At 47.6% G+C, this 13,481-nt stretch carries 12 protein-coding genes; 1 reads left to right on the top strand and 11 read right to left on the bottom strand.

The window, feature by feature from the left end:
- Positions 1-664: 664 nt before the first annotated feature.
- The 3 genes from QA601_01000 to QA601_00990 all read right to left on the bottom strand — a co-directional run bounded on the left by QA601_01000 (position 665) and on the right by QA601_00990 (position 7,139).
- On the bottom strand, positions 665-1,453 hold the full coding sequence (locus tag QA601_01000; protein MDG5813644.1) for a transposase: 789 nt from the start codon (positions 1,451-1,453) through the stop codon (positions 665-667).
- Between the two features lie 914 nt (positions 1,454-2,367).
- Positions 2,368-4,560, bottom strand: coding sequence for a family 43 glycosylhydrolase (locus QA601_00995; protein MDG5813643.1), 2,193 nt, complete (start codon positions 4,558-4,560; stop codon positions 2,368-2,370).
- 74 nt (positions 4,561-4,634) lie between these two features.
- Positions 4,635-7,139, bottom strand: a complete 2,505-nt coding sequence (locus QA601_00990; protein MDG5813642.1) for an endo-1,4-beta-xylanase — start codon at positions 7,137-7,139, stop codon at positions 4,635-4,637.
- A 133-nt stretch (positions 7,140-7,272) separates the two neighbouring features.
- On the opposite strand from QA601_00990, the gene QA601_00985 reads away from it, so the two are divergent.
- Positions 7,273-7,509 carry a hypothetical protein gene (locus QA601_00985; GenBank protein MDG5813641.1) on the top strand — a complete coding sequence of 79 codons (237 nt, stop codon included), beginning with the start codon at positions 7,273-7,275 and terminating at the stop codon, positions 7,507-7,509.
- A 640-nt stretch (positions 7,510-8,149) separates the two neighbouring features.
- Here QA601_00985 and QA601_00980 read toward each other — a convergent pair.
- Genes QA601_00980 through QA601_00945 form a run of 8 tightly spaced genes read right to left on the bottom strand, consistent with a single transcriptional unit; the run spans position 8,150 to position 13,466 of the window.
- Positions 8,150-8,725, bottom strand: coding sequence for a hypothetical protein (locus QA601_00980; GenBank protein MDG5813640.1), 576 nt, complete (start codon positions 8,723-8,725; stop codon positions 8,150-8,152).
- Positions 8,686-9,132, bottom strand: a complete 447-nt coding sequence (locus QA601_00975; GenBank protein MDG5813639.1) for a tetratricopeptide repeat protein — start codon at positions 9,130-9,132, stop codon at positions 8,686-8,688. Before QA601_00975 ends, QA601_00980 begins: the two co-directional genes overlap by 40 nt.
- A gap of 2 nt (positions 9,133-9,134) precedes the next feature.
- Positions 9,135-9,788: an energy transducer TonB gene (locus tag QA601_00970; protein ID MDG5813638.1), complete on the bottom strand. Its 654-nt coding sequence runs from the start codon at positions 9,786-9,788 to the stop codon at positions 9,135-9,137.
- A gap of 8 nt (positions 9,789-9,796) precedes the next feature.
- Complete coding sequence (locus QA601_00965; GenBank protein MDG5813637.1) at positions 9,797-10,207, bottom strand: biopolymer transporter ExbD; 411 nt, start codon at positions 10,205-10,207, stop codon at positions 9,797-9,799.
- A gap of 2 nt (positions 10,208-10,209) precedes the next feature.
- The gene (locus QA601_00960) at positions 10,210-10,782 is read right to left on the bottom strand and encodes a MotA/TolQ/ExbB proton channel family protein (GenBank protein MDG5813636.1); all 573 of its coding nucleotides are present in this window, start codon (positions 10,780-10,782) and stop codon (positions 10,210-10,212) included.
- A gap of 11 nt (positions 10,783-10,793) precedes the next feature.
- Positions 10,794-12,275, bottom strand: a complete 1,482-nt coding sequence (locus QA601_00955) for a MotA/TolQ/ExbB proton channel family protein (GenBank protein ID MDG5813635.1) — start codon at positions 12,273-12,275, stop codon at positions 10,794-10,796.
- Positions 12,275-13,087: a DUF3450 family protein gene (locus QA601_00950; GenBank protein ID MDG5813634.1), complete on the bottom strand. Its 813-nt coding sequence runs from the start codon at positions 13,085-13,087 to the stop codon at positions 12,275-12,277. Before QA601_00950 ends, QA601_00955 begins: the two co-directional genes overlap by 1 nt.
- Positions 13,077-13,466 (bottom strand): DUF2023 family protein, encoded by a 390-nt coding sequence (locus QA601_00945; GenBank protein MDG5813633.1) that lies wholly within the window; start codon positions 13,464-13,466, stop codon positions 13,077-13,079. Before QA601_00945 ends, QA601_00950 begins: the two co-directional genes overlap by 11 nt.
- Between the last annotated feature and the right edge of the window lie 15 nt (positions 13,467-13,481).

Here is a 13,481-nt window from a genome sequence, read left to right as displayed (position 1 = left end):
AAATTACTTCACCCGGCGCTGATTGTCGTTGCTCACTAATCTGGGCGCAGTAGGTGCTAATCTGGGTGCAGTGGGTGCTAGTTGAGGCGCTGTGGCTAGCACTTTTGGCGCATTGGGTCGATATTTTCGCGAATAATGGACCGTAGTTGGGGTCGGGCCAGATTTGGACAACCTAACTGCCCAAATTGAGCTGCAATGGGCAAAAACGTCTGTCTTCTAGTCAAATACCCCGGTCTTAGAGCTTGATGGGAAGGCGCCTCATAAAGCTCTAAGAATCTAAAATGGTGCATCTCTTAAGATTCATCGATAAAGGTTCTGAAGCACAATTCTCATTTCGTAGTTGGGGTCGGACCAGATTTGGACAACCTAACTGCCCAAATTGAGCTGAAATGGGCAAAAACATCTGTCTTCTAGTCAAATATCCCGGTCTTAGAGCTCGATGGGAAGGCACCTCATAAAGCTCTAAGAATCTAAAATGGTGCATCTCCTAAGGACCATCGATAAAGGTTCGAAGCACGATTCTCGTTTCGTAGGTTGGGGTCGGACCAGATTTGGACAACCTAACTGCCCAAATTGAGCTGAAATGGGCAAAAACATCTGTCTTCTAGCCAAATATCCCGACCTTAGAGCTCGATGGGAAGGCATCTAATCAAGCTCTAAGAATCTAAAATGGCGCATCTCCCAAGGCCCATCGATAAAGATTCGAAGCACGTTTCTCCTTGAATACTGAATAGGGTGCCTCCAGTTCCTTAACCAGGCTCATCTCTTTTTCCTCATCGGTTGTGCTTTTCACCACCAATCTTTCATTTAGTCGCTCGTGAATTGAACGAACGAATTCAGAGCTCCCAACAGCAACACTGGATGTCCAGCAGTCATCACGTTTCAAACCACCTTTACTTAACTGTGCATCGATCATCCGACTGTGTATCCTCTGAAGATCTTTTGGATTTTCCGCACCCACCAGCCACGCTAAAAGCTCCGTATCAACAAGGCAATACCGTTGCCGAATCCCCTGAATTTCACAATACCCTCCCCATGCCCATTCTCTGGGGTGACTCACTGCACCTGCCCTCACCATATTAAAATCGATATAACACAAGCATTTCAGCAGGTGATCTCCTGTTTCAACTGCCGTTGCATGATACCTGTCCGACCAAAAAGCCCCCGTCCTTTTGTTAACTAAATTGTAGCGCTGAGCAGTCTGGCCCTCGGTAAGCTGCATGCTCGGAGCAATCACAGACTCTTTTCCGCCATCATACGCCAGCAAATGAATATGATTGTCGGTAATGGTATAATCCAGAACCGTCAACCCATACCTCTGCTTCGACTCCATAAGCCATTTCTTCCATGTCTGTTTTTGGGGAGTATGCTGCAACAAATATCGCCGATCATGGCAACGGTGAGTTATATGCCAAATTAAGCCGGGAAGATATGTTCGGTTAGCTCTTGGCATAAGCAGATGCCTTTCTCATGAGGTGAGATGTGTTTGAGTGCCCGAAATATTCTTGAACCTACAATGTATGCGGAAAAGAAGAAAATAATAGAAATGCTTCCGGCAGTGAGCTGAAATTTGTCCCAAGTTTCGTCTTAGAGTGCGATACAAAGGGTACCCATCGAGCTCTAAGGTGATAGAAACAGGTAAAAAGTCACCTAAAAGGGCGATTGGAGCCTGCAAAAGGCATTTCGACTGGTCCGACCCTATTTTCTTGTTTCTTGTATTGCAGACTATGGGACTGGGCCGCTGGATGTTCGATGGGCTTGACCCATTCTCGGTGATGGGCGCCAGTGGTAATGCAAGTGTCAAAGGCCTGGGCTTACGTTACGACACAAACGATACATGGCCTTACCCCAACCCAACAGGCCTGGAGGGTGTTTCGAAAGGGTTTTGTCTGTAAGCGTCCGGAAAAAATGCGTCTTGCTGTAAACCCTACTTTTATTTAATATTCCATGGCAGGTAGGTGTGGTCGGAACTTTCGTCTTAGAGCGCGATACAAAGGGTACTCATCGAGCTCTAAGGAGGTAAAAACAGGTGAAAAGTCATCCAAAATGGCGATTAGAGCCTGCAAAAGGCATTTAGACTGGTCCGACCCTGAAAAACTTTATTTGACCAGTCCGTTCACCTCTCCCTTTTCATTTTTAGATAGTTTTTGTAGGGGCTAACCGGTCATTTTACGTGAGACTTTTTATTGTTTCCGTGCACAGATTGCTATCTTTTCATGTTAAACTTGTACGCACTACCCACTAACCAATCACTTATCGCACCAGCCATTGTTGGATCAGGCATTCTGTGGTGCTATTTTTGTAAGATAAAAAAGGAGCGCGACAACTCGCGCCCCTACCTGCATCATTACCAATCGTACTATATCTCTACTTCACAACAACCGGCGTAGTCTGCCTTACCCCCCCGCCGCGCAACTCTACAAAATACAGGCCATCAGGAATACCCATCAACGAATATATCCCGCTGTCAGCCGTACTAAACCTCGCGACAGTCTTGCCTCTGAGATCGATCACCCTTATACTCATGTTGCTATCAAACGACGATACGTTTAACATCCTGCCCCTTACACTGACAGACGGGCTAATGGCTCGCGACGCCTGTTTGGCGAGAACAGATGTCGTACCGGTGGGCAGGAGCACGACGTCGCTTATCGTAACGTTCTGAGTAACACCCGAACCCGAACCGCCAAAGTTAAAAGCGAGCTGAACGTTCTCATCGGTCGGGTCGGTCATTTCGAAATCAAGCGTGTACGTACCCTCGTTACTCGTCAGATCGAATGATCCCGCCTCGCTGTATAGGTGTCCCCAGTCTATGCCCTCCCCGCCCAGTCTTTCGAGCTGTACGACGATCGACCCGTTTTCAGCGGCCGACGCATTGAAGGTAAGCCTGTAGGTTCTCCCCTGCTCAAGCATTATGCCTTGCTGTATGAGCTGCGGCTGATATGACTCCGTGCCTACGCTCGTAATGTTAATTTGCGCTTTGTTGCACCTAACCGCAGCGGACGCTTCCGCGCCATCGCTCACGTTCGCAAGCGTCCAGTTTGGACCGAGACCGAGACCAGAGAAAATACCGTCCGCGACTAAGTTATTTGGGGTGGCATCCGGCGGATCATCACACACTACCATTTCTTCGTAGAACTGATACCAACTCAACCTGAACGGCTCCCCCGCCCCCCTGAATACCAGGTAGAGAAAATCCTGAACGCCGGTGCTGACCGCTTTTTCGATATCGCACTCGAAGTCCTGCCACGTGTCCCAATCGCCCGTTGAAGTGATGTTACAAGTCCCGATCAAAGTCCCCGACGCGCTTCCGGTCCTGAACTCAATGCTCCCGCCCGATGACCCGCTCGCGGCGCGCACGGTAACCCCCTCCGCTCCCGCTCCGAAATCAACGCCTTTGAGGCGGATCCAGTCACTGTCGGAAATGGATCTGACTATCATTCCCTCGTCAATGATACTGTCGGTCGTGATGCCGGACTGCCTGTTGATAGTCGTCGCTGGTATCACCTTGTATGGATCAAAATTTTTGATCTGCCTGACGCCGTCATGGGTAACGATAACTTCCCTCATCGTACCGTCTTCATTGTATACAAGAGAGTCCACGCTGATATTCCGTTGATTAACGCTGGGGGCGTTATTGGCGTCCGCTACCCTGCGATCGTGGTAGAACATGTACCAATTGCCCTGATATTCTATAATTCCGTGATGATTGTTGTTGTGCCTGTTGATGTTTTGTCCGTTAATAGCCGGGTTGCGCAGTACCGGGCCTCTAAAAGTGAACGGTCCTATGGGATTATCTCCTGTCATATACACGATAGCCGCTCCGGGCTCACCAGGGGGAGGATCAAAGTCATTGACGTAAGTAAAGTAGTATATATCCCCGCGCTTATGCATATAAGCGGCTTCAAAGGCTCGCGGCGATTCAATGGTGTGTGCAATAGAATCCTTCAGGGAAATCATATCGTCATTGAGCAGCATCACGCGAAAAGGGTCTTTATCGCCGCCGGGGGCGCCGCCGTAATAGAGATACCCCTGACCGTCATCGTCAACAAACGCTGCGGGATCGAACAGCCAATCAACATTACAGTTTACGCACCAATCACCTCTGTCGGCAAGTGCTGTTCCGTTATGCACATCGTTAAACGGTCCCTCTGGTCGGGGCGCGGTAACTACTCCTACCGGACCTCCCGCGCCGCAAGGGTACAGGTAAACGGTATTGTCGCGCACGGCTGCACCCGGGGCGTAAGCACGGGCGCTGGTTTCGGTGCCTCTGTTCCAGTCGCGGGGCACACGGAACACCTCGCCGTGATCGACCCAGTTGGCCATGTCGTCGGTGGAAACAAGTGTGTAAGCCTGGATCACATATCCGGCGTCGGGGTCTACGCTTTGATCATCGTTGGAAGCGTAGACATAGAGCCTGTTGTTCCAAACGATAGGCTGAGGGTCGGCGGTGTACTTGTGGCTAAGAATCGGGTTAGCCGAAAGCGGAACCACAGTGATTCCGATCATAAAACCAGCAGAGATTACGGCCGCCGACAAAATAGTTTTAACGCGTGTCATGATTTTGTTCTTTCGTGTAGTGAAACGCCCGCCCGAAGTTGCGCTTGGGGACATTGGCTCCAAGCGTCATTTTTTTATTTTACTATGATCGGAGTCGTATGTATAACTCCCACGCTCCTAACCTGTACAAAATAGCGGCCCGCCGGGATCCTTTCCAGCGATATCCTGGCGCTGCCGGACGCGGTGTGATTGGCGACAGTCTTGCCCCTGATGTTAATTAGCCTTATTCTCATTTCATTACCGGCGGGCGAGTTGATGTTCATCGTCTTGCCGCTCACGGCTATCCGCGGACGTACGGTATTGTTGCCGACCAGCTTCTTCATACTCGTGGACTCCGTCAACACACCCTCGGGCGCGGCGATACCGGTTCCCGCGACCGCGCCTATCATTTCATCAATGTATAGTGGTATAGTGGTGTTGCTCGGGGACTCTACAATAATCCGCAGCCCCGTCGCTCCGCTTGGTATTTGGAAATCGGGGTTGGCAAGCTGTACCCACTGACCCTGCGGCGCCGTCACCAAAGCTATATCTGCCCACTGCGTTTCTCCCTCCACTGTATACTCAAGCGTAAGTTTGATCTCCTCGGTCGCGTCACCGCCGGTATACAGCGCGCAAACACTGAAACTGTAGGTAGTATCGGCAACAAAACCGGCCGGAAGAGTTATTATCGCCCCGTGCCACTCGGCGGTGCGTCCGGTTATCGCGAGTGATCTCTCACCCAACGCACTGTACTCGGTGCTCGTCTCGACGCTAGCGTCTCCCCGGCCCTGCCAGCCGCCGGCGTTATCCTCAAACGTGTCGTGGAACCACCAGCCCCACTCGTTCGGTTCGGTCGTTCCGCCGCCGTTGCCGGATTCAAAGGTGGGATTGCTCCCGTCACCCCACTCCGATTGAGGTACCAGTGCCGCGACTGCATCATAGGCGGGCTTTCTGTTGTTGCTACCATCGTGAAGCGAGGGCGAGTTCTCGCTTCCCAGCCACGTATTGGCGTCGTTGGGACACCACATGACGATTGCCGTGATCTTTCCGACGTCTCTGGCGTTTATCTCCATCGCCTTATTAAAAATATTGGCGTATCTTCCGGGCTGCTGGTCTACATATTGACCTCCATGAGTGCTGGGGTCAAGCTCGGTCAACTGCACTTCGATGCCAAGGTTGGCGTAATAATCCATCGCGGCGAGATGGCGGTCCTCACCCGACCACCCGTCATTGGGATTTGCGCTTACGTGGCTTTGCATACCCATACCATCCAATATTCCATCATTGTGAAAAGGTATCAGGATGTTTTCGGCGATCCAGTTTCTTTTAGGCTCGTGCCACTCGTTATAGTCATTATAGAAAAGCCTGGTATGAGCGGGGACGTGTCTGCGTGCGTAAACAAAAGCGTTTCTTATCCAATCGATACTGTTCTCGCCGTAAATCGCCTGCCAGGGCGAGGCACCCGCAACGCTTCCCGCTTGTCCGCCCGCACCCTGATGGTCGAAACCGGGCGCGCGTAACCCGCCGCTGCCGCCCGCCGCCTCGTTCACCACGTCGTAGGCGTAGAAAATCAGATCGGGATACTGCTCTTCATACAGGTTGAAAAGATTTTCGATATAGCTCTCCAACCGCGAGTTCATAACATCAACCGAGGCCCACGGAACTTCGTCTACCGGTATGTCGCGATAGCGGGGGCCGTCGCTGGTAGATTGGCGAGCCCTTTGATCATTTATATCTTCCACAAAAAACCAGTCCGGCGACTGACCGTGCCAGGCAAGAACGTGTCCCCGCATGGGGATATTGTTTTGCTCACAGAAATTCATTATGGCCGCCGCGCCGGTGTTGATCTGCGCCCTGATATTGGTATTGGTCGAGCCGCTCCTTGTCATGGTCGCATCGGGTTTGTGCTCGTTTTCCGCAGTGGCGCTGTTGTATTCGAGCCGGAACATATTCTGTATGCCGGCATTGTTTGCCGTATGACCGTTAAGGATATTGCCCACGCGGAAATGTCCTGCGTAAATGTCCTGAAGCCCGACGTCGCTGGGCGTGTTGGCGGGAGCCATAGCTTTCCCGAGGCTGCCTGCGCTTCTGCCGGTTGCTGTGAACTCGTCAAAGTAGAAGTCTGTATTGCTGTTGGTGGTGATGAAGAACGTCGGATTGAAGCTGCCACTCGGCGTAGTGTAAGACGCGGTGAGCGCCGTCCAGGTGTTTGGCTTGACGACGGCAGAGGCGATATCGTCCGACTTGAAAGTGCCATCCGGCAGCTGCCACTGTAGCGTCAGGTTGAACGTTTCGTCCTCCGCCCCCGCGTGCCTGACGTGGACGCTGTAGTTATAAGCCTCACCGTCGTCAATATAGAACTCCTTGAGCGACGCCGCGCCGTGTTTCGGCAGCGTTCTGCCGGAAACCATCATCGCCCGCCCCGAGTTGTACCCCTCCCCGCGTACCGCGTTTAGAACGGGGACGCCGTCGCCCGAATTGGTCCACCCGTCGTAACTGACCTCGAACCTGTCGCGGATAACGACGGTCTGCGCAAAAACCGACCTTGCGAACAGCGCGACCAACATTACTACTGCTGCGATACTTTTAAAGCGTGTCATAAAGCTTCCTTATTGGATTGATTGTGGCTGATTAGAGGGTTTGCCAGGATGGACCCGCCAGATATAGCAGCAGAGACCGCCGATTACTAAAAAAAACTTTCGTCATGTTGGACCCCTCCCGGAAACAATTTATATGTTAAAGTCGTTGAATATAGAGATTTCATCTGTTATTCAGAATACCACAGTGGTGAAACCGTTATACTACAATATAAAGGTTTTGATGGCATGTTGCAGCCTTGAGGACTGTAAAAATGTTGAAGCGCTGTTCAACATCGATTGGTCATATTGTGGGTTTAACCCTCTATTTTGCCCCGTAGTGAAAAAAATAGATCCGGAAATGTTCAACGGATTGGTTTTTAAACTAAACTGATAGAATGAGTGAAGCGGATAGTAAACAATTTAAGAGAATGGTATAACGATAGAGGGCGCAGAGAGGGATAATAGTAAATTGAAAGCTAAGGAATTGAGATATCCCGGGCGCCTGCCGCGGACGGCATCGGTTCACCCATTCGGGCACAATGTCCTCCACGTCCTACGTAGCAGACTACTGCGGAGTACGGGCGCAGAAGTTTGCTTCGAAAGGCGGGCGAAGTACGGGCAGGCTCGTCGTACCTCCTCGGTGCCTCGGTTATAGCGCTGCGAGGACAGTTCGACAAGCTCACAGCAAGCTCTCTTCGCTTTTTGAGGGCACTGGCACTTAAGAAAGTACCACCTTCCGCCCCCCCCCTTGCGCGGTTTACCCGTACATTATTTGGGAACACAGCATTTGATTTTCAATGGAGTTACTATGCAGGATGGAAACGACCGTATTGAAGGGCTAAGAGTAAACGATCTGCAATTCAGCTTGGAAGATGTCTTAATCACAACTGAATGAAAGCCGGATTTTCCTAATTGCTAAGCATTTAACTCTTTGTTTTAATTTATCAATCTGGATGGAAACAATTCCCTTTTTACAACCCGCTCTTTTTGAGTTTATTATTATACTTATCAGCGGTTGCATACTATAACTCTCAATTGTAATTATTTATTATCGATTGAACTCTTTGCACACCATCACTGTCGTTGTATCTTCCATAAAGAGTCAAGAGATTACTTAACCCCACCACTCCATCGGGATGTCCTGCTTTAAACGCTACCTGGTAAAATTTTTCAGCCCTGTCATAAAAAGCGGCCTCAAATGCGATTCGTGCAGCCATAAGTGCCAGTGGAATAAACTCACTGTTACTGTCGAGTGCAGCCTGTGCTTCTATAAGTGCAGTATAGGGCGTCCCCATTCTTTTGAGCTGCTGCACCAGTTCCATCCACCCGCGCATACGCTCAGGCGCTGTTCTTGTACTCTGCCTAAATGAAGCCAAAGCGCCCGCACTGTCCCCCATTTCAAGCAGCAGTTCACCAGTTATCAATAACACATCATACCTTCTTGCACCATCCTTAGGATATTTTTTTAACCATTCCAACGCCTCTTTTCGATCCCCCACTGAACGCGCTATCTCATGAAGCATAAGATAAGCATCACTCATTGTGCTGTCTATTTCAAGTGCTTTTTCTAAATTAACGGCAGCTTTGCTGTACTTTTCAAGTGCCATATATGCAGAAGCAAGAACTGATACACCATTACATCTTCAGCTTCCAACCTACGGGCCTGTTCAAGAGCTGCAATACTTGCCCCGTGATCCCCCATCTCATGATACATCACTCCAAGATTGATCCATGCCCTGGTAAAATCTGTGGCCTCCAGAGTTGCAGCCTTATAGTTACCAATTGCTCTTGAATATTCCTGTATTTGATAATAGGCATTTGCTAAATTGAATCGTGAAAGAGCACTGTTTTCACCCTCATTTAAAGCCCTTTTATAGGCTGCTATTGCCTTATTGTATTGGCCGCTTTGATAGTACTGGTTTCCTCTGGCAAGATTTTTCCCGGTGCCGCCATAAGTAACAAACAGGCAAAATAAAACGATCACACTACCAACTCTTAGTGCTGCTACAGTCATATTTAATTCTCAAGCCTGAAGTTTATTTCTTGCCGTAAGCGCACCTGTACCGGGACTCCCTGGTATTTTGCCGGTAAAAACCTCCACTGCCGTACCGCTTCCTGTACTGGCCTTACAAACAACTGATGAGATGTTTCTTCTATGGTAACATCAAGAACGTCTCCACCTCTACCAACCAGTATCACCACCGATACACTACCCTCAATTCCAAGATTTCTCGCCCTTCTGGGATACTCAACCCCCATTCTCGATACTGGCCTTGCCGGTTCATCAACTTCACCCTCTTCAAACACCGCACTACCCAAATTATCCGACCCTAATCCGACTCCATCACCTCCACCATCCACGCTTAAATCGGGTGTAAAACGCATCGAATGCCCCAACCCAGAAAAAGTTGATCTGTTTGAGGTTGGTGTTTTCAGTTCACGTATTTCCCGTACGATGGGTTCAGTTTTCTTTTGTTCTCTTACAACTTGTTGCATAATTACCGGCATCTGTTTGGGTCTGGTTGAATCAATACTTCTTTCCGTATTAAACACACTTTTTGCAAATGGCAATAGTGCAAAGAGAAATGTAACAGCACACAAAGCGATTACTAATCTTACTATAATCAGAAAAGCACTTAGTATAAATCTTCTTAATGCTGCTGCTCTCATCTTAATCTCTATCTCTTATCTGCCGAGACCGAAACATTAGTTACCCCTGCTCTTGCACATATATCCATAATCTCAACTGTTTTACCCAGTGTTGATCCCACATCACCCACGATTACCACTGAGGCATCCGGGCGCTGCGAAATTTCGCGATTCAATACACTAAGCAATCCCTCAGCTGTCACCTGCCGACCATGAACATGAATGGTTCCTTCACGGGAAACCCCAACCAGTATAGTCTTTTGCCCAAGAGAAACCGCGCTCTGAGAGCTTGGTTTTGTAACATCTACCCCGGTTTCCCTGTTAAAATTGGTGGTAACCACAAAAAATATCAGCAAAATAAAAACCATGTCCAACAGAGGACCAATATTTACTTCAGCAGTTGCAGCCTTCTTTCTTGTCAAGCCATAATCATCAAACATCTTTACCCTTTTTCTTCTGATACCAGAGTGATCATCTTTTCGCCCTGATTTAGTATATCCTGAACCAATTCATTTTTTCTTCCTGTAATGTAGTTATGAAAGAGCATACAGGGAAAAGCAACCAAAAGCCCTGCCTGTGTGGTAAGAAGGGATATGGTTATGCCTTCTGTTAATACCACAGGATTAGCTGTTCCAAAGGTTGTGATGAGCGAGAACGTCCTTATCATACCTACAACCGTACCAAATAATCCTAAGAGAGGCGCAGCCTGAATAAGAGCGGCCATAGTATCTAACCCCTCTTCAAGTTTTGGCACAACTTCAATGAGCCTCTCCCTAAAATGGTTTTTATAGTACGCCAAAGAATAACTATTTTCACTGTAAAACCAATCGTAAATATAGGTAACCTCTTTTGCAAGCTTATCGCTTTTTACACAACCAACCAGTTTCACTTTCCTGTAGGAATTAAACTGTAATAATTTACCTGTACCTATGTACACACACATCACTGCAACCATAAATATTGCAGCATTTACGATACCACCATTGTTTGCATAGTAGTTAAAGACAGGGTACATATTAACTACCTCTAATCCTGAGGCCAAAGTCTGTTGAGTATGCGCATTGCATAAACTTCCATCTCTGATTGTATATGATTTCTGCGATTGCGAAGGAAGTTATGAATTAACAGTAACGGGATTGCTATTCCAAGTCCAGTTTTTGTGGTCACCAAAGCTTCAGAGATTCCCCCCGCAAGAAGTTTGGGATCACCTGTACCAAACCTCGTTATCGATTCAAACATCGAAATCATACCGGTTACTGTTCCCAAAAGTCCAAGGAGGGGTGCTGCGGCAGCAAGCACAGCCAACGTATCAAGGTGTTTATCAAGAGATGGGACCTCATCAAGCAGAAGTTCCTTCACCGCTTTTTCGGCTACCGGACGTTTCCATTTTGAATGATGTAAACAAGTATTCAAAATGCGTGCGAGAACACCTTTGGACCGATTTGCGAGATCGGTTGCCTCATTCATTTTTTTATCATTGAGGTAATCAACTGCATTATCTATAAACTTGTTATCCCGTGAATGGGTCAGAGAGTACACTATTAATCGGTTTAAAATCAGAAGAAGAGCCCATAAGCAAATAGCTGCAAGCGGAATCATTAGTATTCCTCCTGCACGTATATAGTCTTCAGCAGCCTGCATCAACGTTTTTCTTTGAACTCCAAGCAATTCACCGGTATGAGTATTTTGCATAACGTCCATATACACACGGCCATCGACTCTACCATTTTTAAGCCAGGTCGGCGCATAGGTAATCATGTTTTTTTCGGCATCTTCGTCAGTCAGTTTTACCCATTCAAACGGTGATTCAGCTCTCTGTCCCGTGAATCCATGATAGTAGACATCTCCCGTATCATTTACTGCCAGGGCAAATACATTACCAAATCTTAACACTGTGCCCTCATCCAGAGAGTTATCATTTAACAAAATTGTACTTTTTGTAATCTCTATCGAGCTTTGATTAGCGACTCGTCCAAGTACATACTGTTGAAGCAACCGTAAGCGTCGCTGAAGCTGAGCTGGTGTAGTACTTCGAGAGGTTGCGATCTGCTGCACCTCCAAAGATCGCTCCTGCTGATCAAGGGCAAAATTAGTTCTGACAGCATCTTCTTCCCGTTCGATTATCGATTCAACAGTCCTGCTAATGGCTTCAAAACCCTCTCTCTCTCTTTTAAGCTCCGATTCAGCCCCGCTTACCCCCCCTTCACGGAGCAGTATCTCTTCACGAATTCTGGCAATCTCTGTATAAAGCCGCTCTATTTCGTTTTGGGTCCGGTTAGCTTCCCGTTGCCAGCTACTTTTCTGATCAACCTGCTTTTGACGCTGAGACCACCGTAAATCAGTAACACGTTGCAAAGCTGCGACTTGAGATGTATAGGTACTTCTGGCTTCCTGTAGGCTCTGTAACAACTGTTGCGTTTCACTTTCATCTTCCTGAGATCTGCCTCTCCGGGCAACTGCAGTTTGAACAGACAACAATACCAACAAAACAATCATCTTCAAAACCATCAGTCACTCTCCTTTTCAGTAGCACTGATTGTATGACTGAAAGGTAGCTTTACGAGCCGAGGAGCAGCACTTCCGGAAATCAAATTGCTCGCTTCTCTGATTTCAACAATATCAGAAGCATTTTCTATCATTGACCATTCATCGTTACTACTGTCCCAAAGGTATCCCTTACTATTATCATTATTTATAAATGCAAGCCAAACAAATCTCAGGCGTAAAAAAGTCACTTCACCACTTACTGCAGCATGGGGTGAAGATCCACTCCAGGTTTCTATTTTTTGGGATGCCTGCTCTATTTGCCCCACTATCTGCCAGTACCTCTCGAGCCCCTCAACTGCATCCACAGTTCCAGCAGCAAGTTCCCCTTCAAGAAACCTCAACGCGTGCAGTTGTCTGTCCATATTGAATAATGCAAGATGTTGCAGAGAGTCATGAAATTGCCGGCAGTTATCCCTAATGGCATGTAACAATGATCTTGTTTGTGCCCGATAATTGGTGCTCCGTGCCTGGATAACACCACTCTGCGCTTCAAGAGAACCTCTTCTCTCATTAAGCCTTTCAACTAAAGCATTCAGAGAATCCCGCTCCTGCTGTAAACTTAACGCTCTATTCTCATAGTCTGTCACATATTCTGAGAACGCGATACTGTCAGCTGTCGCTTTCTGCTGCTCATGAGTGATCTTTTTGCGAATCTCTTCAGTTTTCGACTGATAGTCCCTGATCTGTGAAAGTATCGCCTCACTATCCTCACCTTTAACAAACAATGAAAACAGAAGTGTAAATGATACTGTAAGAGCCAACTTAATTCGCATAGGTGTTCACCATTTTCAGTCTGCTGTTATTAGAATTTGCCCATGTGCGCTCTTTAATCGTATACTCCTCTTTTCTTTTTAGAAATCGTTTACACTGTTGAACTATATCATATCCAAGCATTGATCCCAAAATAAAGTCCTGCTCATCACTCAGAGTTGAAAGATCATTATGTGCAAATGACCTTAAAATTTCAATACAATAAGGATCACCAAAGAAAACATTGATTTTTATCCCGGATACTGGTACAATTATGTAGCTTATCCCCTGAGAGCTCAGTTTTGCCTCGATAAACTCTCTATACAGTGAAGCTGTTGTGTGCAGAACTAATCTACGTAAACCTTTTTTGTACTCATAGATGTGATGCAGAAATATTTCCACGTTACATTCCTTTTT

This window comes from Chitinispirillales bacterium ANBcel5 (genome assembly GCA_029688955.1).
Classification (GTDB): domain Bacteria; phylum Fibrobacterota; class Chitinivibrionia; order Chitinivibrionales; family Chitinispirillaceae; genus Cellulosispirillum; species Cellulosispirillum alkaliphilum.
This window is presented reverse-complemented; position numbering and strand designations above follow the sequence as displayed.